The organism is Pseudomonas sp. NFACC42-2 (assembly GCF_900116055.1).
In the GTDB taxonomy this organism is placed as follows: domain Bacteria; phylum Pseudomonadota; class Gammaproteobacteria; order Pseudomonadales; family Pseudomonadaceae; genus Aquipseudomonas; species Aquipseudomonas marginalis.
Genome location: NZ_FOZO01000013.1, coordinates 11,544 through 33,181, shown reverse-complemented (window position 1 = coordinate 33,181; position 21,638 = coordinate 11,544). Strand labels below are relative to the sequence as shown.

19 protein-coding genes are annotated in these 21,638 nt (G+C 62.0%); 12 read left to right on the top strand and 7 right to left on the bottom strand.

The genetic code is table 11. The features are described 5' to 3' along the window. Window positions 1-63: 63 nt before the first annotated feature. Together parC and BM416_RS21075 are read left to right on the top strand one after the other, a co-directional pair. Complete coding sequence (parC, locus tag BM416_RS21080) at window positions 64-2,328, top strand: DNA topoisomerase IV subunit A (protein ID WP_092489333.1); 2,265 nt, start codon at window positions 64-66, stop codon at window positions 2,326-2,328. A 173-nt stretch (window positions 2,329-2,501) separates the two neighbouring features. After that, window positions 2,502-3,212, top strand: coding sequence for a PqiC family protein (locus BM416_RS21075; RefSeq protein WP_027604914.1), 711 nt, complete (start codon window positions 2,502-2,504; stop codon window positions 3,210-3,212). Window positions 3,213-3,393: 181 nt separating this feature from the next. On the opposite strand, the gene BM416_RS21070 is transcribed toward BM416_RS21075, so the two are convergent. Beyond that, the gene (locus tag BM416_RS21070; protein ID WP_092489332.1) at window positions 3,394-4,926 is read right to left on the bottom strand and encodes an AhpA/YtjB family protein; all 1,533 of its coding nucleotides are present in this window, start codon (window positions 4,924-4,926) and stop codon (window positions 3,394-3,396) included. A 133-nt stretch (window positions 4,927-5,059) separates the two neighbouring features. On the opposite strand from BM416_RS21070, the gene serB reads away from it, so the two are divergent. Further along, window positions 5,060-6,274, top strand: coding sequence for a phosphoserine phosphatase SerB (serB, locus tag BM416_RS21065; protein WP_027604912.1), 1,215 nt, complete (start codon window positions 5,060-5,062; stop codon window positions 6,272-6,274). 49 nt (window positions 6,275-6,323) lie between these two features. Here serB and asd read toward each other — a convergent pair whose 3' ends face one another. The 3 genes from asd to BM416_RS21050 are packed head-to-tail and all read right to left on the bottom strand — an operon-like array spanning window position 6,324 to window position 9,610. After that, complete coding sequence (asd, locus tag BM416_RS21060; protein ID WP_003171334.1) at window positions 6,324-7,184, bottom strand: archaetidylserine decarboxylase; 861 nt, start codon at window positions 7,182-7,184, stop codon at window positions 6,324-6,326. Window positions 7,185-7,200: 16 nt separating this feature from the next. Then, window positions 7,201-8,016, bottom strand: coding sequence for a rhodanese-like domain-containing protein (locus BM416_RS21055; RefSeq protein ID WP_027604911.1), 816 nt, complete (start codon window positions 8,014-8,016; stop codon window positions 7,201-7,203). 58 nt (window positions 8,017-8,074) lie between these two features. Further along, window positions 8,075-9,610 (bottom strand): HDOD domain-containing protein, encoded by a 1,536-nt coding sequence (locus BM416_RS21050; protein WP_092489331.1) that lies wholly within the window; start codon window positions 9,608-9,610, stop codon window positions 8,075-8,077. Between the two features lie 167 nt (window positions 9,611-9,777). On the opposite strand from BM416_RS21050, the gene motA reads away from it, so the two are divergent. Both motA and motB read left to right on the top strand, forming a co-directional pair. Further along, window positions 9,778-10,629, top strand: a complete 852-nt coding sequence (gene motA / locus BM416_RS21045; protein WP_053139364.1) for a flagellar motor stator protein MotA — start codon at window positions 9,778-9,780, stop codon at window positions 10,627-10,629. A 3-nt stretch (window positions 10,630-10,632) separates the two neighbouring features. Then, on the top strand, window positions 10,633-11,655 hold the full coding sequence (gene motB / locus BM416_RS21040) for a flagellar motor protein MotB (RefSeq protein ID WP_092489330.1): 1,023 nt from the start codon (window positions 10,633-10,635) through the stop codon (window positions 11,653-11,655). A 62-nt stretch (window positions 11,656-11,717) separates the two neighbouring features. On the opposite strand, the gene BM416_RS21035 is transcribed toward motB, so the two are convergent. Both BM416_RS21035 and rsgA read right to left on the bottom strand, forming a co-directional pair. Next, the gene (locus BM416_RS21035) at window positions 11,718-12,113 is read right to left on the bottom strand and encodes a type II toxin-antitoxin system PemK/MazF family toxin (RefSeq protein WP_092489396.1); all 396 of its coding nucleotides are present in this window, start codon (window positions 12,111-12,113) and stop codon (window positions 11,718-11,720) included. 286 nt (window positions 12,114-12,399) lie between these two features. Further along, a complete protein-coding gene (rsgA, locus tag BM416_RS21030; protein ID WP_032890468.1) occupies window positions 12,400-13,431 on the bottom strand; it encodes a small ribosomal subunit biogenesis GTPase RsgA in 1,032 nt (343 codons plus the stop codon). Window positions 13,432-13,539: 108 nt separating this feature from the next. On the opposite strand from rsgA, the gene orn reads away from it, so the two are divergent. Together orn and BM416_RS21020 are read left to right on the top strand one after the other, a co-directional pair. Further along, window positions 13,540-14,082 carry an oligoribonuclease gene (orn, locus tag BM416_RS21025; protein WP_092489329.1) on the top strand — a complete coding sequence of 181 codons (543 nt, stop codon included), beginning with the start codon at window positions 13,540-13,542 and terminating at the stop codon, window positions 14,080-14,082. Between the two features lie 172 nt (window positions 14,083-14,254). Next, window positions 14,255-14,872 carry a trimeric intracellular cation channel family protein gene (locus BM416_RS21020; RefSeq protein ID WP_175403002.1) on the top strand — a complete coding sequence of 206 codons (618 nt, stop codon included), beginning with the start codon at window positions 14,255-14,257 and terminating at the stop codon, window positions 14,870-14,872. Here BM416_RS21020 and queG read toward each other — a convergent pair. Then, a complete protein-coding gene (gene queG, locus BM416_RS21015; protein WP_057010731.1) occupies window positions 14,869-15,933 on the bottom strand; it encodes a tRNA epoxyqueuosine(34) reductase QueG in 1,065 nt (354 codons plus the stop codon). The genes BM416_RS21020 and queG overlap by 4 nt on opposite strands. Window positions 15,934-15,996: 63 nt before the next feature. Between queG and BM416_RS21010 the strand changes: the two genes are divergently transcribed. Genes BM416_RS21010 through miaA form a run of 5 tightly spaced genes read left to right on the top strand, consistent with a single transcriptional unit; the run spans window position 15,997 to window position 21,636 of the window. Next, window positions 15,997-16,857: an NAD(P)H-hydrate dehydratase gene (locus tag BM416_RS21010; RefSeq protein ID WP_065946606.1), complete on the top strand. Its 861-nt coding sequence runs from the start codon at window positions 15,997-15,999 to the stop codon at window positions 16,855-16,857. Further along, window positions 16,845-17,315 carry a tRNA (adenosine(37)-N6)-threonylcarbamoyltransferase complex ATPase subunit type 1 TsaE gene (gene tsaE, locus BM416_RS21005; RefSeq protein ID WP_027604903.1) on the top strand — a complete coding sequence of 157 codons (471 nt, stop codon included), beginning with the start codon at window positions 16,845-16,847 and terminating at the stop codon, window positions 17,313-17,315. Before BM416_RS21010 ends, tsaE begins: the two co-directional genes overlap by 13 nt. 15 nt (window positions 17,316-17,330) lie before the next feature. Next, entirely contained in the window at window positions 17,331-18,752 is a 1,422-nt protein-coding gene (locus BM416_RS21000; protein ID WP_092489328.1) for an N-acetylmuramoyl-L-alanine amidase, read from the top strand. Beyond that, entirely contained in the window at window positions 18,752-20,665 is a 1,914-nt protein-coding gene (gene mutL / locus BM416_RS20995) for a DNA mismatch repair endonuclease MutL (RefSeq protein WP_092489327.1), read from the top strand. Before BM416_RS21000 ends, mutL begins: the two co-directional genes overlap by 1 nt. Further along, entirely contained in the window at window positions 20,665-21,636 is a 972-nt protein-coding gene (miaA, locus tag BM416_RS20990) for a tRNA (adenosine(37)-N6)-dimethylallyltransferase MiaA (protein WP_092489326.1), read from the top strand. The genes mutL and miaA overlap by 1 nt, the downstream gene beginning before the upstream one ends. Window positions 21,637-21,638: the final 2 nt, after the last annotated feature.

The window sequence follows — 21,638 nt, the reverse complement described above, 5'->3', positions numbered from 1 at the left end:
TTTTGAATCGATCCGGCGCGGCGGCATTTCCGCTGCGCCTTACCAAACAATGATGAGGCCCGCATGAGTGACATCCTCGCAGACAGCTTAGATGGCGTAGAACGCCGGTCGCTGGCTGACTTCACCGAAAATGCCTACCTCAACTACTCCATGTACGTGATCATGGACCGTGCCTTGCCGCATATCGGCGACGGCCTCAAGCCCGTACAGCGGCGCATCATCTACGCCATGAGTGAGTTGGGCCTGGACGCCGACTCCAAGCACAAGAAGTCGGCGCGTACCGTCGGTGACGTGCTCGGTAAGTTCCACCCCCACGGCGATTCGGCGTGCTACGAAGCCATGGTGCTGATGGCCCAGCCGTTCAGCTACCGCTACACCCTCGTCGACGGCCAGGGCAACTGGGGTGCGCCGGATGATCCCAAGTCCTTCGCGGCCATGCGTTACACCGAGGCGCGCCTGTCGCGCTATTCGGAAGTGCTGCTCAGCGAACTGGGCCAGGGTACCGCGAACTGGGGGCCGAACTTTGACGGTACTCTCGACGAGCCCCTGGTGTTGCCCGCACGTTTGCCGAATATCCTGCTCAATGGCACCACCGGCATCGCGGTCGGCATGGCCACCGACGTACCGCCGCATAACCTGCGCGAAGTCGCCACCGCCTGCGTACGCTTGCTGGATGAGCCCAAGGCCACGGTCGAGCAGCTGTGCGAGCATATCCAGGGCCCGGATTACCCGACCGAAGCGGAAATCATCACGCCGCGCGCCGACCTGCTGAAGATGTACGAAACCGGCAAGGGCTCGGTGCGCATGCGTGCCGTGTATCACATCGAAGACGGCGACATTATCGTCACCGCCCTGCCGCACCAGGTGTCCGGTGCCAAGGTGCTGGAGCAGATTGCCGCGCTGATGCAGGCCAAACCGTCGAAACTGCCCCAGGTCGCTGACCTGCGTGACGAGTCCGACCACGAAAACCCATGCCGCATCGTGATCATCCCGACGAACAGCCGGGTCGACCACGAAGTGCTGATGCAACATCTGTTTGCCAGCACGGACCTGGAGTCCAGCTACCGGGTCAACGTCAACATCATCGGTCTGGACGGCAAGCCGCAGTTGAAAAACCTGCGCAACCTGTTGGTCGAGTGGCTGGAGTTCCGGATACAAACCGTACGCCGCCGCCTGCAGTTCCGCCTCGACAAGGTCGAACGCCGCCTGCACCTGTTGGACGGCTTGCTGATTGCCTACCTCAACCTGGATGAAGTGATCCACATCATCCGTACCGCCGAGCACCCGAAAGCCGAGCTGATCGCGCGTTTCGAGCTGAGCGAGATCCAGGCCGACTACATCCTCGACACCCGCTTGCGTCAGTTGGCACGCCTGGAAGAGATGAAGCTGCGCGACGAACAGGACGCGCTGCTCAAGGAGCAAGCCAAGCTGCAAGCCCTGCTGGGCAGCGAAGCCAAGCTGAAGAAGCTGGTGCGCAGCGAGTTGATCAAGGACGCCGAAACCTATGGCGACGACCGCCGTTCGCCAATCGTTCAGCGTGCCGAAGCCAAGGCGCTGACAGAGACCGAACTGCTGCCGAACGAGAAAATTACCGTCGTTCTGTCGGAAAAGGGTTGGGTTCGTTCAGCCAAAGGGCATGATATTGACGCCACTGGCCTGTCGTACAAGGCCGGTGATGGCTTCAAAACTGCTGCAGCCGGGCGTTCCAACCAGTTTGCGGTGTTTATTGACTCCACCGGGCGCAGTTATTCGGTGCCGGCCCATACCTTGCCATCTGCGCGGGGGCAGGGCGAGCCGTTGACCGGCCGCCTGACGCCGCCACCTGGGGCGAATTTTGAATGTGTGCTGCTGCCGGATGACGAGTCGCTGTATGTGATCGCCTCCGACGCGGGTTACGGGTTCGTGGTCAAGGGTGAAGACCTGCAGGCCAAGAACAAGGCGGGCAAGGCATTGTTGAGCCTGCCGAACAACGCCAAGGTCATCCTGCCGCGTCCGGTGGAAGACCGCGAAGGCAACTGGCTGGCGTCGGTGACCACCGAAGGGCGCTTGCTGGTGTTCAAGATCAGCGATCTGCCGCAGTTGGGTAAAGGCAAGGGCAACAAGATTATTGGTATTCCCGGCGAGCGGGTGGCCAGTCGCGAAGAGTACGTGACCGACATCGCGGTGATCCCGGAAGGTTCCACCCTGGTGCTCCAGGCCGGCAAACGCACGTTGTCATTGCGTCCTGACGACCTCGAGCACTACAAGGGCGAGCGTGGTCGTCGCGGTAATAAACTGCCCCGCGGCTTCCAGCGTGTGGATGCTTTGCTGGTGGAGACGCCGGTTTAAGGCGTATTAGAGCCCTCGATCTACGATTTAAAGCGTAGATCGACGCTTTGGCGCTGGAGTCATGGCGCATATTCACGGATGATATGGCCTTTCCAGCGCCGGCGTGGCCGAGCGTGTTTAGGTTATTTTTAGTATTACATTGTGGTTCGCCTTGTGGCAGCCACCTGGATGGGATGATGACTGCTCCACGCGTTCCTCTATTTTTGATGCTCGCTGGCCTTTTGGGGTTGGCGGGTTGCAGCACACACCAGCCTGTGTCGCTGTACCAGCTGGACAGCGGAAGTCCAGCTCAGCCAGCCCAGACCGCTGGCATGGCCGTTTTGCTCGGGCCGGTGGTCGTCGCCGACTACCTGCAACGCGAAACCCTGCTGCAACGTCAGAACGATGGAAGCCTGCAAGGTTCCACCGATGGTCGTTGGGCAGGCAGTTTATCGTCTGACATCAACCAGTTGATGTTGCGCCAGGTGGCCGGTCAGTTGGACAGCCAACGTGTGGTCCTGGCGCCCGCGCCCACCGGCTTCAGCCCGGATGTACAGGTCTTGCTGACCATTACCCGGCTCGATTCCGGTAAATCGCAACCGGCGATCCTCGATGCGCAATGGCGCTTGATCGACCGTCGCGGCCAGGTGCGGGATAACCGCATCGTGCACCTGCAGGAAGAACATGCCGGCACTACCGCGTCCCAGGTTCAGGCCCAGGGCGTGCTGCTGCAGCAATTGGCACAGCAGTTGTCGGTGGCCCTCAAGCCCCTGGCCAACCAGCCCCCCATCGCCGAAGCGCCCCGTAAGTCGGCCCCGGTACAGGCCAAGCCGGCAGAGCCGCAAAAGCCGAAGATGCCGATGGCTACGCCGATCCGTACGGATATGGAAGTGTTCAGGTTCTGATCTGAATGCCACACAAACAAAAGGCCCGCTGATTCAGCGGGCCTTTTGTTTGTGTGCGATTCACTTGAGGTTTGTGGAGATCCAAGTGTGGGAGGGGGCTTGCCCCCGATTACGTTGGTTCAGTCAATGATGTGCTAACCGATAACTCCGCTATCGGGGGCAAGCCCCCTCCCACATTACTTCAGGGCTTGGAGCGGGTCTCATGCATCCGCGCCAACTGCCGTTCCAGCATCGATGGATACGGCTCCATCAACCGCTCCACGCAGCTTGCCCCCTCGGGGCTGGCAATCGGGCGGATACGCGCGCGTTGGCGGATCAGCGTGTCTTCACTGATCTTGCGCTCCACCAGCAGCAGGTTGCGGCTGTGCTGGGACAAGGCCAGTGCGTCCTGGGCGTTTTCAGTCAGCAGCAGGTCGATCTGGCTCATGCCGAACAGGTCGTCGCCCACGGTGAGGCCCAGTTGCAGTTGCAGGGTGATGCCGCTGTCGGCGACTTCGATCTGCAGTTCATGGCCCAGGGCGCGCAGCAACTCACCACAGCAAATCGCATTGGTCAGGTAGTCTTCGCCGCTGTCTTCGCTGTGGAACAGCATCAGCGTGCTGCCGTCGTTGAGGGTGTGCAGTTCGCTCTGGTACAGCGAGGCGGCCTGGTCGAGGCAGTCGCGGTAGCGCTCCAGCAGTTCGGTCAGGCGTGCGCGGGGCAGGCGACGCAATTGGTCCTGGGCACCCAGCTGCACGGCGAGCACAGCGCTGTACTGCGGCTCGCTGCTGCGTACCGGCGCCGCCTTGGGCGCGATTGCGGGGCTGTCGGCTGACGTATCGCGCAGGTCGGCGAAAGGGTCTTCATCGTCCAGCTCGTCTTCTTCGGCCTTGAAGGCATGGCGCGGTGCCGGCTTGAGGCCCGCCACCGGCGGACGCTCGTCGAAGCCCGGGTCACGCAGGTTGCGCACTTCGAACTCGGGCTCTTCGGCGTAATCGGTGTCGTCGTATTCAGGCTCTGGCTCGACCTCGGGTACCACCGGTTCCGGGGCGAAGCTGGCGTGCAGCTGGCGGGCAAGGTCGCCGATTTCATCCTGGCGGTCGGTAGCCGGGGTGTGCTCGTCGATGTCCCGCAGCCAGATGCGCAGTTGCATGAGCGGCGTGGAGATATGCCGGCCCAGGCGCAGGCTCAGGGCCAGGGCCAATGCCAGCAGGATGGCGCTGAGGATGCCCATGCTTTGCAGGCTGATGGTCATCGGCTGCTGGAACTGCTGCATGTCGAGGCTGATACGCAGTTGGCCGGCCTTCACATCCTGAAACGTGATATTGCTCTGGTACAGGCCTTCGGCTTCGCCCAACAGGCCGTTTTTCGGGCGCTGCCCGGCTTCGGCCATGATGCGGTTGTCCACGCTGTAGATGGCCGCATGGGCCACCAGCGGGTTCTTGGTCAGGTTGTTGAGCAGCACGTTGAGGCTGAGGATGTCGTTGGACACCAGCAGCTCAGTCGCAGAAGTGGCGGTCTGCGTGGTCAGGCTCTCGCCCAGGGCGTCGGCCTGCTCGTGCATGGCCTGCTTGAATTGCAAACCCATCACGCAGGCGTAGATCACCAGGGCCAATGCGACCAGGATCACGTTATGGCTGGCGATGCGTAATGCGATCGGTACACGGCGGTGGCGCAGTGCCCGGAAGATCAGCAGGAAGAAGTTGTCGGTTTTTACTGGCGTGGGCCGGTTCACTTGAGCTCGGCTCTTGGTCCGTGAAGTTGACGCGCAGTATAGCGACAGGCCCAAGACCGGCAAAGCGCTGGCTGTGCCCGATGGTCACTGAAAGTGGGTAGAATGCGGTTTTTTTCCAGCCTGGGGGTGCGCCTTGCGCGAAATTGTCCTGATTAACATCACTGGTGAAGACCGCCCAGGTCTTACCGCAGCCATTACCGGCGTTCTGGCCCAAGGTGGTGTGAACATTCTCGACATCGGCCAGGCGGTGATCCACGACACGCTGTCGTTCGGCATCCTGGTGGAAATCCCCAGCACCGAGCAGGCCTCATCGGTGCTCAAGGACATCCTGTTTACGGCGTATAAGCTCGATCAGCAGGTGCGCTTCACCCCGGTGTCCGAAGCGGATTACCAGCAATGGGTGGCCGGCCAGGGCAAGAAGCGCCATATCGTGACGCTGCTGACCCGCAAGGTCACCGCCGAACAGCTGCAGCGCGTCAGCTCTATTACCGCGCAGTATGGTTTGAACATCGACCATATCGACCGTCTGTCGGGGCGCATGCCATTGGACACCCCGGCCGACAAGGGCAAGGGCTGCATCGAGTTCTCCGTGCGCGGTGAGCCGGCCGACCCGCAAGCCCTGCGCGCCGAATTCCTCAGCGTGGCCCAGGAGCTGAATGTCGATATCGCCTTCCAGGAAGATTCGCTGTTCCGCCGCAACCGCCGCCTGGCGGTGTTCGACATGGACTCCACGCTGATCGAAGCCGAAGTCATCGACGAACTGGCCAAGGCGGCCGGCGTGGGTGAGCAGGTGTCCGAAATCACCGAGCGCGCCATGGCCGGCGAATTGGATTTCCGCGCCAGCTTCAAGGAGCGCCTGGCTTTGCTCAAGGGCCTGGATGTCAGCGTGCTGGACTCCATCGGCGCGTCGCTGCGCCTGACCGAAGGCGCCGAAACCCTGTTTGCCGAACTCAAGCGCCTGGGCTACAAGACGGCAATCCTGTCGGGTGGCTTCACCTACTTCGCCAAGCAATTGCAGGCCAAGCTGGGCATCGACTATGTGTTCGCCAACGAATTGGAAGTGGTGGATGGCAAAGTGACCGGCGTCGCGGTCGAGCCGATTGTCGATGCGCAGCGCAAGGCGGACCTGCTGAAGGAATTGGCCCACAAGGAAGGTTTGCGTCTGGAGCAGACCATTGCGGTCGGTGACGGCGCCAACGACCTGCCGATGCTGGCAATTGCCGGTTTGGGTGTGGCATTCCGTGCCAAGCCATTGGTCAAGCAATCGGCCAAGCAGGCGATTTCTACCCTGGGGTTGGATGGCGTGCTGTATCTGCTGGGTTTTCGCGACCGCGACGGTCAGTTGTAACTGACTACATGTGGGAGGGAACAAGCCCCCTCCCACATTGGGTTCGGCGTCAGGCTTTAGGTAAGGCTATGCCTTGGCCCATCTGCACCGGCGAACCCGCCACCAGTTCTTCAGCCCACTTCACCTGATCCGGCCCGAACAGCACGATCGCAGTCGAACCCAGCTTGAAACGACCCAACTCCGCACCCTTTTCCAGATGGATCGGCGCGCGTGCGGCTTCGTCATAGCGGAAGGTTTTCAGCTCGCGCTTCGGCGGGGTGACCAGTCCGGCCCATACCGTTTCAATCGACGCCACAATCATTGCGCCAACCAATACCACGGCCATCGGGCCGCGTTCGGTGTCGAACAGGCAGACAACACGCTCGTTACGCGCAAACAACTCCGGCACGTTTTCGGCAGTGGTCTGGTTTACCGAGAAAATCCGCCCAGGCACGTAGACCATTTCGCGCAGGGTACCGGCCAGAGGCATATGCACCCGGTGGTAGTCCTTCGGCGACAGGTAGATGGTGGCGAAATCGCCGCCCATGAACGGCGCGGCCACTGCCGCATCACCGCCCAGCAGTTCCAGCACGCTGAAGCTGTGGCCTTTGGCCTGGAACACACGACCATGTTCGATAGGGCCGAGCTGGCTGACCGCGCCATCGGCTGGGCTCAATACAGCGCCAGGGGTCTGGTCCAGTGGGCGGGCGCCGTCTTTCAGGGCGCGGGTGAAGAAGGCGTTGAAGTGCTCGTAAGCGGTCACGTCTTCTACCAGGGCCTGGGACATATCCACTTGATAGCGCTTGGCGAACCACGTGGTGAAGGCATTCTTGAACCAGCGCACGCGGCACTCGGCGATGCAGCCGGCCAACCGCGACAGCAGGTGGTGCGGCAGCAGGTACTGGCTGAGGATAAACAACTGCTTTTTCATTAACTGTCCTTAAACCTTAAATCTCGACGGGGGTGTCGGGGTGGTTGCCCCATTCGCCCCAGGAACCGGCATAACCTTTGACTCGCGGATAACCGAGCGCCTTGGCCACCAAGTAGGTGAAGCCAGAGCGATGATGAGTCTGGCAGTGGGTGATGATTTCTTTGTCTTTGGTCAGCCCGAGGTCTTCGAGGATCTGCGGCATGTCGCGGCGAATGCGCAGGTTGCGCGCCTTGTCCATGCCGGCGGTCCACTCGAAATTCACCGCGCCGGGGATGTGGCCGCCTTTGGCCGCAAGGACTTTCTCGCCGGAGTATTCCAGCGGGCCACGGGCATCCCAGATGCCCAGGTCGGCAGCGCCGAGACGGCTTTGCAGGTATTCGCGGGTGGCGGTGGGGCCATCGTGCAGTGTAAGGCTGACCGGGCCGCCGGCCGGGGCGGGCACGTCGGTGGAGAGCGGGTGCTTGCCCTCCAGCCACGCCAGCAGGCCGCCATCCAGGTAGTGGTATTTCTGGTGGCCGATCACATCGAGCATCCAGATGAAACGCCCGGCCCAGCCACCGCCTTCGTCGTCATAGACCACGTAGGTGGCGTCGGGCGTGTGGCCCAGTTCGCCGAACAGTTTCTCAAGCTCGGCCTTGCCGGGCAGCAGGCCGGGTGCCGGCGCCTGGCCCAGCTGGGTGCGCTTGGGGTCAACGAAATGCGCGCCGGGGATGTGCCCTTCGGCGTAGCGGGCGGCACTGGTGAGGTCCACCAGAATCAGGTGTTCGGCATCCAGTTGAGCGAGCAGGTCACTGGACTCGATCACCAGCGGCAAGCCAGAGAAGTCAGGCATGTGAGGTCTCCTGGGCACGAATGTTGGCGATTAAAGGACGGCGATTGTAGCGCAAGCATCAAGCGCTGCGGTTGGTAAAGCTGTGCAGGGCTTTCTCGATGCATTGGGCGGTTTTACCGAAGGCCTGCACGGTGGTTTCCGAGAACGGCCCGCCGCCCTGGTCGGCGATCATCACCATCACCACGCGACCGTTGCAGCTCATGGACCGCAACAACAGGTGCTCGCCGGTGAACAGGCGGCGCAGGATCGGCGGCAGCAGTGCCGAGAACTGGGCGTGGTTTTCCGGTGTGAGGCGCACCTGGGCGGACTTTTCCAGCAGGCGCTGCAGCAGCGTGCTGTTGACCACGTCCAGGCTCAGGTTGGCGGCGTCCTTCGGCAGGCCGTCGGCCTGATGTACGCGCAAGGTGCTCAGGGCACGATCGGCCATGAACAGCATGACGCGCTGCATGCCGCTGGCCACCAGGGCTTCCTTGGCGCACGTGGTCAAATGCATGGCGTTGGCAAAGCGGCTCGGCTCTACCAGCAGTTCGGTACAACGCTTGCGCCAGACAGCCAGGGCTTCGGCGGTGGGCGGTGGTGCGGGCAGCAGGCCGCGATGAATCTTGTGCACATGCCACGGCCAGATCAGCGACAGCGCCGGGTGCCAGAGATCGGGCATCAAGGTGTCGCGGGCACTGGTGACGGCTTGCTGGTGCACCTGTTGCTGCACTTCGCTCAGGGGCTGTTGCAGGTACAGCGCGGTGAGGTATTGCCAGCGCTGGGTGTGCGGGCAGGTCCAGGATTCCTGGGCCGACATCGCCAGGCCGTTGGCCAGCAGCACCGTATTGGCCGGCTGATTCAACCAGCGGCGCAGGTTGGGATCGGCGTCGAGCAATTGCTGGTGACGAAGAGGGTCATCTTCTCGGGCGATGTGCAGGGCCTTGACCAGCAAGCGCTGCTCGGTCCGCAACAGGGTATAACCCTGGGACACCCAGATCGGCAGGTGCCAGGTTTCGGTCAGGCCGAGGCACAGGTCCAGCAGGCGCACACCGAACAACGCCTGTTCGACCTTGCTTGCCGACTCGCCCTTGTGGATGACCCGCAGTTCCCATTCTTCCAGGAGCTTGGGGTAGGCAACGGCCATCGGCCACAGCGGTGAAAGAAACAGCAGGCTGCCCCAGTGAATGTCCTGCCACAGCCGCGCCAGGCGGCTGCCGAACAATCCACTGGCTTGTTGCGAGGCGTGCTGGCTGACCAGCAACAGCTGGCGCAGCGCTACAGGAATTTCATCGGCCGGCACCGACGGCAGGCGTGCCAGCAGTTCCTCGGCGCGTTTGAGGCCCAGGCGGTTAAGCGCCACTTCGAGGTTTTCCGCCGGCGCCGTCAGGCTGCCATGGGTGTGGCTGTTGGCCTCGCGCATGACGCTGAGTACGAGGGCCGGGCTGTCTTGCATCAGCTCGGCAATATCTCGCAACGAACTGCGGCTATCGCGGATGGCTTTGCACACGCGGTCATGGCTGGCCTGGGGAACAGGCAGCAGCACTTCGTCCAGGCGCTTGATCCAAGCGGCTAGAGAAGCAGGTTTTGCAGTTGGGACTGTCGTTTCATTAGCCATGATTGGGGCGCGATCATCACTTGCGGTCAACACACCCGGAGCGGGCCGAACTGGCTTTTCGCCTTAACGGGCTATAGTCTGGCGCAGTTTTGCCGATAAGTAGAACAAGAGTTTTCCAGTTCCCCCAAATATGTCCATGAACCCGACGGCGCAAGTACTCATCTCCTATGGCTAAAATTATCGGCATTATCGTCGTCTTCGCGAGCGTGCTCGGCGGCTACGTCCTGTCCCACGGTAAAATTGCGGCACTGATCCAGCCTTTCGAGGTGATGATTATTGGTGGTGCGGCACTGGGTGCCTTCCTGCAAGCGAACCCCGGCTACATGACCATGCACGTGATCAAGAAGTCGCTGGGCATGTTCGGTTCGCGTTTCACCCACACGTTCTACCTGGAAGTGTTGGGCCTGGTTTACGAGATCCTCAACAAGAGCCGCCGCGAAGGCATGATGGCCATCGAGGCCGACATCGAAGACGCCGCGGCCAGTCCGATTTTCGCCAAGTACCCGGCCGTGCTCAAAGATGAGCGCATGACCGCCTACATCTGCGACTACCTGCGCATCATGTCCTCCGGCAACATGGCTCCCCATGAGCTCGAAGGCCTGTTCGACATGGAGTTGTTCAGCCTCAAGGAAGAACTGGAGCATCCTTCCCATGCCGTGACCGGTGTAGCCGACGGCATGCCGGGCTTCGGTATTGTCGCGGCGGTACTGGGTATCGTGGTAACCATGGCTTCCCTGGGGGAAGGTGACCAGGCGGCTATCGGCATGCACGTAGGTGCGGCGCTGGTGGGTACCTTCTTCGGTATTCTCGCGGCCTACGGCTTCTTCGGCCCGCTGGCGACCTCCCTGGCCCACGACGCCAAGGAAGAAATCAACCTGTACGAATCGATCAAGGCCAGCCTGGTGGCGTCCGCTTCCGGCATGCCGCCTTCGTTGGCGGTGGAGTTCGGTCGCAAGGTCCTGTACCCGAAGCATCGCCCAAGCTTCGCCGAGCTGGAACAAGCGGTTCGCGGTCGCTAAGCCATGGAAAACAACCAGCCGATAATCATCAAGCGCGTCAAGCGCTTCGCTGCGGGGCACCACGGTGGCGCCTGGAAAATCGCCTTCGCCGACTTTGCCACGGCGATGATGGCGTTCTTCCTGGTGCTGTGGCTGATGTCCACCGCCACGCCCGAACAGAAGATCGCCATCGCCGGCTACTTCAAAGACCCGATTGGCTTCTCGGAAAGCGGCACGCCCTTCGTGATCGACCTGGGCGGTTCGCCGCAGTTGGCGCCTGAGCGCACCATCAACCCGGAAGTCAAAACCGAAGCACCGCAGGAAAAAATCCCGATCGAGCGCGATACCGTCGAAGCCATGGCTGAGCAGGTCGAGCAGGAACGTCTTGAGCTGTTGCTGCAAGAGTTGCAGAACAAGGTCGAGGAAAACCCGCAACTGCTGAAGTTCAAGGATCAGATTTCGTTCGAGATCACCCCGGACGGCTTGCGTATCCAGATCACCGACGCCGCCAACCGGCCGATGTTCGACTCTGGCAGCGCGCGTTTGAAACCGTACTTTGAAGACATCCTGCTGGCCATGGCCGACACCATCAAGGCGGTGCCGAACAAGATCAGCATCAGCGGCCACACCGACGCCAAGCCTTACGCGGGCCAGGGTGACTTCGGCAACTGGGAGCTTTCCGCCAACCGTGCCAACGCCGCGCGTCGGGCACTGGTGGCCGGCAGCTACCCTGACCAGCAAGTCGCACGTGTGGTGGGCTTTGCGTCTTCGCAGCTGTTTGATGCGAAAGACCCGTTCAACCCGATCAACCGCCGCATCGATATCGTGGTGCTGACCAAAAAGGCCCAGCGTGCGATTGAAGGTGACCAGCCTGTACCACCACCGGTCCCAACCTCAGGGGCGGGCGCGCCAGGTGAAGTCCCGGCCGACCCGAACGCCATTCCGCCCGGCCAGGAGCCATTGCCGGCCCATGAGCTGCGGCAGAAGCTGAACCTGTTTGATGATGGCGGCGTGAAAGACCCGACGGCGCCGGCGACGGGGTCCTAAGCCATATACAGCGTGTCTACCAATGAAAACGCCCCGACTGATCGGGGCGTTTTCATTTCTGCTCAGAGTGGTAGATAGGCCTTGACCCCGCTGATCACGCCTTGCATGTCGTCGGTGCCCAGGCGTGGCACGAAGTATTCTCGTCCTTTGGATCGGGTCTTTCTATGCAGCTTGTCGAGGCGCTCGAAGCTGACGGTATAAATCATGTCGCACTTCACCCACAGCTCTTTGTAGCCATCGGATTGAAGTGGGTTTATGCGAAGCAGGTGATGCCAGTCGTACTGGATCTCCGGCGCGGTAGAGGAGATGGGCACAACGGTACAGAGTTTGCGCTTGTGGGTGGTTGTAGGGGATATCACCACCACCTTGCGGATCTTGAGCATCTCCGGGGCCACAAAGCCGCGGGTGAAGTCACAAAGCAGCACATCGCCTTGTTTGGGATGATAGTAGAGAGTCAATCGCCAATTCCCCACAAAAAGCAAAGCCGCCCGAAGGCGGCTTCATTCGACACGCAGTGGAGCTTGCATCGCCCCTTCTGCGCCGCTGGATCAACCCCGAAAAGGATCCAGACTCCTGCCAGCTTGCGCTGGTGACGGAGCGATTATGGGCATCAGGAATGTCGAATTCAAGCTGGCTTGCGTCGATGAGCTACCCAGTTGTGCCGAATTCTTGATGCCAGCTCCCGCTAAATCAATGGAGCAGGGCGCTTTACGTCTCCATTTATATGTATCAGGAAATGCCTGCTCAATAACTGCTTTCCGGCAAGCTCGCAATAATCGACCGGTAGCTGTTCATTCGCTGCTGCTGCACACGGCCGTCTTCCAGGGCCTTGAGCAGGGCGCAGCCCGGCTCGCGATCGTGTTTGCAATCGCGGAAGCGGCAGGTGCCGATCAGGTCGTTGAATTCGATAAAGCCCGCTTCCACGTCGCTGCGGCTGACGTGGCCGAGGCCGAATTCACGGATACCCGGGGAGTCGATCAACTCACCGCCGCCCGGGAAGTGGAACAGCCGCGCCGTGGTGGTGGTGTGGGTGCCCTGGCCGGACAGCTCCGACAGCGGGCCCACGCGGGTGTCGACTTCCGGCAGCAGGCTATTGACCAGCGAGGATTTGCCTACGCCCGACTGGCCGACAAAGACGCTGATACGTCCGTCCAACTGCTGTTGCAGCTGTTCCATGCCATTTCCGTGATGGGCCGAGACTTCCAGCACCGGGTAGCCCAGGGTGCGGTAGACCGCCAGCAGCGCGTTGAGCGCAGGGGCATTCTGCTCGTCGATCAGGTCGAATTTGTTCAGCAGCAACAACGGGCGAATGCCGGCATGCTCGGCTGCCACCAGGTAGCGGTCGATCAGGTTGGCATGGGGCTCGGGCAGCGGTGCAAACACGATCACGATCATGTCGACGTTGGCCGCTACCGGCTTGAGCTGGCCACGGCTGTCGGGGCGGCGCAGTTCGGTGGTGCGCGGCAGTTGGGCGACGATCACGCCGATGCCCTGGTTGCCGGCGCGCCATACCACCTTGTCGCCGGTGACCAGCGCAGGCAGGTTGGCACGCAAGTGGCAGCGGGACACCTGGCCCGCGAGTTCGCCTTCCAGCGCCTCGACTTCGACCTGCACACCGAAGTGCGCGATTACCAGGCCCGTCTGTTCGGGGCCCAGGTCGCCGCCCTCGAGCGCTTCTACGGCTGAGGATTCACGTTTGGCGGCGCGGGCGGCGCGCTCACCTTGAATCTTTTCGATGCGCCAGTTTTGGCGACGATTGAGCTGGCGTTTGGCCATTGGTGTTCCGTGTCGATAATGCAAAGGTTGGGTAAAACGGTCGCGAGTCTAGCACGGCCCCGCCTGCTAAACTGCGCAGCTACGCCAAGGTGCCAAGAGAATCAAGCCATGCAAAACCCACAGAACCTGATTTGGATCGATCTGGAAATGACCGGTCTGAACCCTGACACCGACGTCATCATCGAGATGGCGACCATTGTCACCGACAGCAACCTAAACACCTTGGCCGAAGGTCCGGTGATCGCCATCCACCACAGCGACGCCGTGCTCGCCACCATGGACGAGTGGAACACCCGCACCCACGGCAACTCGGGCCTGACCCAGCGTGTGCGTGACAGCCGCATCAGCATGGCCGAAGCCGAAGCCGAAACCATTGCCTTCCTGGAGGAGTGGGTGCCCAAGGGCAAGTCGCCGATCTGCGGCAACAGCATCTGCCAGGACCGTCGCTTCCTTTATACCCATATGAAAGCGCTGGAAAGCTACTTCCACTACCGCAACCTGGATGTGTCCACGCTCAAGGAACTGGCCGCGCGCTGGGCGCCGGAGGTCAAGGACAGCTTCCATAAAGGCAGCACCCACCTGGCGCTGGATGATATTCGCGAGTCGATCGCCGAGTTGCAGCACTACCGCAAGCATTTCATCAAGGCTTGAAACGGTTTCTTATCGTGTCCGGGCTTCCTGTGGTGAGCGGGCTTGCCCCGCGCTGGGCTGCGTAGCGGCCCCACTGCCGTTGCCGCATTTCTCCCTATAGATATCATCGCCAAGTATTTGGGGCTGTTGCGCAGCCCAGCGCGGGGCAAGCCCGCTCACTACAAGGATCGCCATCATGCTGCTGATGCTCTACCTCATCGCCATCACCGCCGAAGCCATGACCGGCGCGTTGTCCGCCGGCCGGCGCGGCATGGACTGGTTTGGTGTGGTGCTGATCGCCTGCGTGACGGCGTTGGGCGGCGGCTCGGTACGTGACGTATTACTCGGCCACTACCCGCTGACGTGGGTCAAGCATCCGGAATACCTGGTGCTGACCTCCATCGCGGCGCTGGTGACGATCTTTATCGCACCCCTGATGCGTCGCCTGCGCTCGCTGTTCCTCGCGCTGGATGCCGTGGGCCTGGTCGCTTTCACCTTGATCGGCTGCATGACCGCCCTGGAAATGGGCCACGGCATGCTGGTGGCCTCGGTCAGCGGGGTGATCACCGGCGTCTTCGGCGGCATTCTGCGGGATATCTTCTGCAACGACATTCCGCTGATCTTCCGCCGTGAACTGTATGCCAGCGTGTCATTCCTCGCTGCCTGGTTCTATCTGCTGTGCCTCTATCTGGAACTGCCCAGCGAGCAGGCGATTCTGCTGACCCTGTTCAGCGGCTTTCTATTGCGCCTGCTGGCGATCCGTTTTCACTGGGAAATGCCCAAGTTCGTCTACAACGACGACGTGCACTAACGCGCCGCGTGCTGGTTCAGCGCCCATTCCACATGCTCGCGCACCAGCTCCGACGGGTAATCCCGGCGTGCCTTCAAGGCTTCCAGCACCGGAATGCTCGACGGCGCATTGCCCAGGCCCACCGCCAGGTTGCGCAGCCAGCGCTCGTAACCGGCACGGCGCAACGGTGAGCCTTCGGTGCTGCTGAGGAATTTATCCTCATCCCACATGAACAGCTCTGCCAGTTCTGCGTTATCCAGGTTGTGCCGTGGCTTGAAATCGCTTTCGGCAGTGGGGCGCGCGAAACGATTCCACGGACAAACGATCTGACAGTCATCGCAGCCGAATACCCGATTGCCGATCAGCGGGCGCAGGTCTTCCGGGATCGCGCTCTTGAGTTCGATGGTCAGGTAGGAAATGCAGCGCCGGGCGTCCAGTACATAGGGGCCGACGAACGCATTGGTAGGGCAGATGTCCAGGCAGGCGGTGCAGCGGCCACAGTGCTCGGTGGCGTGGGGGGGATCCACGGGCAGCGGCAAATCGACAAACAGTTCGCTGAGGAAGAAATAACTGCCGGCCTTGCGATTGAGCACCAGGGTGTTTTTACCGATCCAGCCCAACCCGGCTTGTTCGGCAATGGCCTTTTCCAGCACGGGCGCGCTATCGACAAAGGCGCGAAAGCCGAAAGGGCCGATCTGCGCCTGGATGCGGTCGGCCAACTGCTGCACGCGCTTGCGGATCAGCTTGTGGTAGTCGCGGCCCAGGGCATAACGGGAGATGTAGGCTTTTTCCGGTTTTGCCAGCAGTTGCGCCATCTGCGTGTCGCCGGGCAGGTAATCCATGCGCAGCGACACCACGCGCAGGGTACCCGGCACCAGTTCGTCCGGGTGCGAGCGTTTGCTGCCATGGGCGCCCATGTAGTCCATCTCGCCGTGGTAGCCCGCGTCGAGCCAGCGTTGCAGATGTTGTTCATGCTCGGCCAGGTCCAGGCCGCTGATGCCGACTTGTTGAAAGCCCAGCTCGCGGCCCCAGTCTTTGATCGATTGGGCGAGGGCGGGCAGATCGGAGGTAATAGCGGGCATGAGACACGGGAAACCACAGGTTAGATGCGTATAATTCTGCCAGACATCGGAGCTTGAAGACGCATGCCGCAGACAAAACACGAAATAACCGACGTTCAGCCTTTGTTGCATGGCCATTTGCCGCAACTGGCTGCGCGTTCACCGGACGCCCATAAAGGCCAGTTCGGTCATCTGCTGATGATTGGCGGCGACCGTGGCTTTGGCGGTGCCGCCCTGTTGAGTGCCGAAAGCGCCTTGCGCAGTGGTGCGGGCATGGTGTCCCTGGCCACTCGCCTTGAGCATGTGCCGGCCGCGCTGGCGCGTTTGCCGGAAGTCATGAGCGTCGGTGTGAGCTCGGCCAACCAGTTGATGGGGTTGCTGGAAAAAATCTCGGTAATCGTCATTGGCCCCGGCCTGGGCGAGGCCGCCTGGGGCAAAAGTCTGTTGTCCGTCGCAGCCAATGCACGGCAGCCGCAGGTCTGGGATGCCGATGCGCTCAATCAACTGGCGACTGGCAGCGTGAGCCTGCCGGCCCATTGCGTGATCACTCCGCATCCTGGGGAGGCGGCGCGCTTGTTGGGTATTTCGACAGCCGAGGTTCAGGCCGACCGTCTTAAGGTGGCGCGCGCGTTGAGTCAGAAATTCAAGGCAGTGGCTATCCTCAAGGGTGCTGGCAGTTTGATTGCCAGTCCGGACGGGCGCGTTTCACGCTGTGACCAAGGCCATCCGGCGATGGCGACGGCGGGTCTCGGTGACGTTTTGGCCGGCCTGGTAGGTGCGCTGCTGGCCCAGGGCATGCCGGCTTATGAAGCCAGCTGCCTGGCCGTCTGGTTGCACGCCACGGCGGGGGATCGCCAGGGCAGCTTTGGTCGCGGGCTGGCCGCCAGCGACCTGATACCCGCCATTCGTCAATTGCTGGAGGAACAGTCGCCGTGTCTGAAGTAATTCTTTTCCTGGCCGATGAAGACGCCATGGTGGCGTTAGGTCAGCGTATTGCCCAGGTCACGGCCGGGTCAGGGCTGATCTTTCTTGAAGGCGACCTGGGGGCGGGTAAGACCACGCTGTCCCGGGGGATCATTCGCGGCCTGGGCCACACGGGGGCGGTCAAGAGTCCCACGTTCACCCTGGTTGAACCCTACGAGATCGGTGCAGTGCGGGCGTTCCATTTCGACCTCTACCGCCTGGTGGATCCCGAAGAACTCGAATTCATGGGCATCCGTGATTACTTCGATGAAGACGCACTGTGCCTGATCGAGTGGCCAGATAAAGGCACAGGCTTTTTGCCAAAGCCGGACCTGACCATTACCATTACGCCGCATGATCACGGACGTCAGCTGAAGTTGTTGCCCCAGGGCGCGCGCGGTGAGTCGTGGTGCGCCGCTCTGGCTTTGGAATTCAAATAATTGGTGGGGTTAGGTATGCGCTTTCGCGCGTTGGTTGCTGTCGTAGGGGTGTTGCTTGCGGCAATGACTGTCAATGCTCTGGCTGCTTCACAGGTGAAGAGTGTTCGCCTGTGGCGAGCGCCGGATAACACGCGACTGGTGTTCGACCTGTCTGGCCCGGTCCAGCACAGTGTCTTTACCCTCACGGCGCCCGATCGCCTGGTGATCGACATCAATGGTGCGACCCTGGCCGCGCCGTTGAACGTGTCCACCGCCAACACGCCGATTACCGCCATGCGCTCGGCGCAGCGCACGCCGACCGACCTGCGGGTGGTAATCGACCTGAAAAAGGTCGTGACCCCGAAAAGCTTCTCCCTGGCGCCAAACGCCCAATACGGCAACCGGCTGGTGGTCGATCTGTTCGACAACGCCGCCGATGCCGCGCCGCCGCCGGCGCCAACCCCGGCCGTGGCGACAGTGCCGGCCGTACCGGTCAACCCGTCCCAACCCCAGGTCAAGCTGCCACCGCCGCCGCCAGCGCCGGCCGGCAAGCGCGACATTATCGTGGTGATCGATGCCGGCCACGGCGGTGAAGACCCGGGCGCGTCCGGCTCGCGCGGCCAGCATGAGAAAGACGTGGTGCTGGCCATCGCCCGTGAGCTGCAGCGCCAGGTCAACGGCATGAAAGGCTACCGCGCCGAGCTGACCCGTACCGGCGACTACTTCATTCCGTTGCGCGGGCGTACCGAAATCGCCCGTAAGAAGGGCGCCGACCTGTTCGTCTCGATCCATGCCGACGCCGCACCTTCGGCGGCCGCCTTCGGTGCCTCGGTGTTTGCCCTGTCGGATCGCGGCGCCACGTCCGAGACCGCCCGCTGGCTGGCCGACAGCGAAAACCGTTCCGACTTGATCGGCGGGGCCGGCAACGTGTCCCTCGATGACAAGGACAAGATGCTCGCCGGGGTACTGCTTGACCTGTCGATGACGGCCTCGCTGACCTCCAGCTTGAACGTCGGTCAGAAGGTGTTGAGCAACATCGGCCGGGTGACCTCGTTGCATAAGCAGCGCGTGGAACAGGCCGGGTTCATGGTGTTGAAGTCGCCGGACATCCCATCGATCCTGGTGGAAACCGGGTTTATCTCCAATGCCAACGAAGCCTCGAAGCTGGCCAGTGCCAGCCACCAGCAGGCCTTGGCGCGCTCCATCAGTGCTGGCGTGCGCCAGTTCTTCCAGCAGAACCCACCGCCGGGCACCTACATTGCCTGGCTGCGCGATTCCGGAAAAATCGCCCAGGGCCCGCGCGACCATCGCGTGCAGCCCGGCGACACCGTGGCCATGCTGGCCGTGCGTTTCCAGGTCTCGGCCGCGTCTCTGCGCAGCGCCAACAACCTGAAGAGCGATGAGTTGAAAATCGGCCAGGTATTGACCATCCCCGGCACTGAATTGGCGGCACAGTAATGAGCGAATCAGTCTTGAACAGCGGGTCGCGCATTGAATTGCTCAGCCCGCGCCTCGCCAACCAGATTGCGGCGGGCGAGGTCGTTGAACGGCCGGCATCGGTGATCAAGGAGTTGCTGGAGAACAGCATCGACTCCGGCGCCCGGCGCATCGATGTCGATGTGGAGCAGGGCGGCGTCAAGCTGCTGCGCGTCCGCGACGATGGCAGCGGGATCTCCTCCGATGACCTGCCGCTGGCCCTGGCCCGTCACGCCACCAGCAAGATCCGCGACCTGGAAGACCTGGAGCGGGTGATGAGCCTGGGCTTTCGCGGTGAGGCATTGGCTTCCATCAGCTCCGTGGCTCGCCTGACCCTGACGTCGCGCACCCGTGATGCCGAGCAGGCCTGGCAGGTGGAAACCGAAGGCCGCGACATGGCGCCTCGAGTCCAGCCGGCTGCACACCCGGTGGGCACCTCGGTGGAAGTGCGCGACCTGTTCTTCAACACCCCGGCGCGGCGCAAATTCCTCAAGGCCGAAAAAACCGAATTCGATCACCTGCAAGAAGTCATCAAGCGCCTGGCCCTGGCGCGTTTCGATGTGGCGTTTCACCTGCGCCACAACGGCAAGACCATCCTTAGCCTGCACGAAGCCAACGACGACGCCGCGCGTGCTCGCCGTGTCGCGGCAGTGTGCGGTGCGGGGTTCCTGGAGCAGGCGCTGCCGATTGAAATCGAACGCAACGGCCTGCGCCTGTGGGGTTGGGTGGGCTTGCCGACCTTCTCCCGCAGCCAGGCGGACTTGCAGTATTTCTTTGTGAATGGTCGGGCGGTACGCGACAAACTGGTGGCCCACGCGGTGCGCCAGGCTTATCGCGATGTGCTGTTCAACGGCCGGCATCCGACCTTTGTGCTGTTTTTCGAGGTCGACCCTTCGGTGGTTGACGTCAACGTGCACCCTACCAAGCACGAAGTACGCTTCCGTGACGGGCGCATGGTGCATGACTTCCTCTATGGCACCTTGCACCGTGCCCTGGGCGATGTGCGCCCGGATGACCAGTTGTCTGCGCCCATCGTGACGGCGGTGGTGCGGCCGAGCGGCCCCGAAGCGGGCGAGTTTGGCCCTCAGGGCGAAATGAGCCTGGCGGCAAACCTGCTGCAATCGCCGCAACCCCAGCCGAGCTATACGGCGCCGGGCTCTGGCTCGGGGGCGGGTTATCAGTACCAATACACACCGCGTCCGCAATCGGCCGTGCCGGTCGCCGAAGCGCAGGCTGCCTATCGTGAGTTCTTTGCGCCGTTGCCGGGTGCCGAGCCGGGCGCCGTGGCCTTGCCGGAAGGTGGCGGTGATATCCCACCCCTGGGCTACGCGTTGGCGCAGCTCAAGGGCATCTACATCCTCGCGGAAAATGCCCATGGCCTGGTGCTGGTGGACATGCACGCCGCCCACGAGCGGATCATGTACGAGCGCCTGAAAATCGCCATGGCCAGCGAAGGCCTGAGTGGCCAGCCGTTGCTGGTGCCGGAATCCCTGGCCGTCAGCCAGCGTGAGGCCGATTGCGCTGAAGAACATCATGGTGTGTTCCAGAAACTGGGCTTCGAGTTGCAGCGCCTGGGCCCTGAGACCCTGGCGATTCGCCAGATTCCCGCGCTGCTCAAGCAGGCCGAAGCCAACCGACTGGTGGCCGATGTATTGGCTGACCTGATGGAGTACGGCACCAGTGACCGTATCCAGGCACACATCAACGAACTACTCGGCACCATGGCCTGCCACGGCGCCATCCGCGCCAATCGCCGCCTGGCCTTGCCGGAAATGAACGGCCTGCTGCGCGACATGGAAAACACCGAACGCAGCGGCCAGTGCAACCATGGCCGTCCGACCTGGACCCAGATGGGCCTGGACGATCTGGACAAACTGTTCTTGCGCGGCCGTTGATGAGTGCCTTGCCCCCCGCGATCTTCCTGATGGGCCCCACGGCCGCCGGCAAGACCGACCTGGCCATCGAGCTCACCAAGGTGCTGCCGTGCGAGCTGATCAGTGTCGACTCTGCCCTGGTTTACCGGGACATGGACATCGGTACCGCCAAGCCTTCCAAAGCGCTGCTGGCGCAGTATCCGCACCGGTTGATCGACATCATCGATCCGGCCGAGAGCTATTCCGCAGCGGATTTCCGCACCGACGCCCTGGCCGCCATGGCGCAAATCACCGCGCGGGGCAACATCCCCCTGCTGGTGGGCGGTACGATGCTCTACTACAAGGCTTTGCAGGAAGGGCTGGCCGACATGCCGCCCGCCGATGCCCAGGTGCGCGCCGAACTTGAAGAAGAGGCTGCACGCCTTGGCTGGCAAGCCCTGCACGACCAGTTGGCAGTGGTTGACCCGGTATCTGCCGCGCGCATTCACCCCAATGATCCCCAGCGCCTCAGTCGCGCCCTGGAAGTCTGGCGGGTCAGCGGGCAGACCATGACTGAACTGCGGCTGAAACAAACTGCGCAAAGTGCTGATGCAGGCGCATCTGGACAGTCACAATTGCCCTATACTGTGGCGAATCTGGCCATCGCTCCGGCAAATCGCCAGGTGCTGCATGAACGAATTGCACAAAGATTCACAATTATGTTGGAACAGGGGTTTGTGGACGAGGTCGTAGCACTGCGTTCAAGAGGTGACCTGCATCCAGGGTTACCTTCGATACGTGCTGTAGGCTACCGCCAAGTCTGGGATCATCTGGATGGCAAGCTGACGTCAGCCGAAATGCAGGAGCGCGGCATCATTGCCACGCGCCAATTAGCGAAGCGCCAGTTCACCTGGCTGCGCAGCTGGAGCGATTTGCACTGGTTGGACAGCCTGGGCAGCGACAATCTGTCACGCGCCTTGAAATACTTGGGAACGGTCTCCATATTGAGCTGAGT

Bases quoted from the DNA above. Each gene is read 5' to 3' on its own strand.
- parC (WP_092489333.1), top strand. From the start codon at position 64: ATGAGTGACATCCTCGCAGACAGCTTAGATGGCGTAGAACGCCGGTCG.
- BM416_RS21075 (WP_027604914.1), top strand. From the start codon at position 2,502: ATGATGACTGCTCCACGCGTTCCTCTATTTTTGATGCTCGCTGGCCTT.
- asd (WP_003171334.1), bottom strand. From the start codon at position 7,184: ATGAAAAAGCAGTTGTTTATCCTCAGCCAGTACCTGCTGCCGCACCAC.
- BM416_RS21055 (WP_027604911.1), bottom strand. From the start codon at position 8,016: ATGCCTGACTTCTCTGGCTTGCCGCTGGTGATCGAGTCCAGTGACCTG.
- BM416_RS21050 (WP_092489331.1), bottom strand. From the start codon at position 9,610: ATGGCTAATGAAACGACAGTCCCAACTGCAAAACCTGCTTCTCTAGCC.
- motA (WP_053139364.1), top strand. From the start codon at position 9,778: ATGGCTAAAATTATCGGCATTATCGTCGTCTTCGCGAGCGTGCTCGGC.
- motB (WP_092489330.1), top strand. From the start codon at position 10,633: ATGGAAAACAACCAGCCGATAATCATCAAGCGCGTCAAGCGCTTCGCT.
- rsgA (WP_032890468.1), bottom strand. From the start codon at position 13,431: ATGGCCAAACGCCAGCTCAATCGTCGCCAAAACTGGCGCATCGAAAAG.
- orn (WP_092489329.1), top strand. From the start codon at position 13,540: ATGCAAAACCCACAGAACCTGATTTGGATCGATCTGGAAATGACCGGT.
- queG (WP_057010731.1), bottom strand. From the start codon at position 15,933: ATGCCCGCTATTACCTCCGATCTGCCCGCCCTCGCCCAATCGATCAAA.
- BM416_RS21010 (WP_065946606.1), top strand. From the start codon at position 15,997: ATGCCGCAGACAAAACACGAAATAACCGACGTTCAGCCTTTGTTGCAT.
- BM416_RS21000 (WP_092489328.1), top strand. From the start codon at position 17,331: ATGCGCTTTCGCGCGTTGGTTGCTGTCGTAGGGGTGTTGCTTGCGGCA.
- mutL (WP_092489327.1), top strand. From the start codon at position 18,752: ATGAGCGAATCAGTCTTGAACAGCGGGTCGCGCATTGAATTGCTCAGC.
- miaA (WP_092489326.1), top strand. From the start codon at position 20,665: ATGAGTGCCTTGCCCCCCGCGATCTTCCTGATGGGCCCCACGGCCGCC.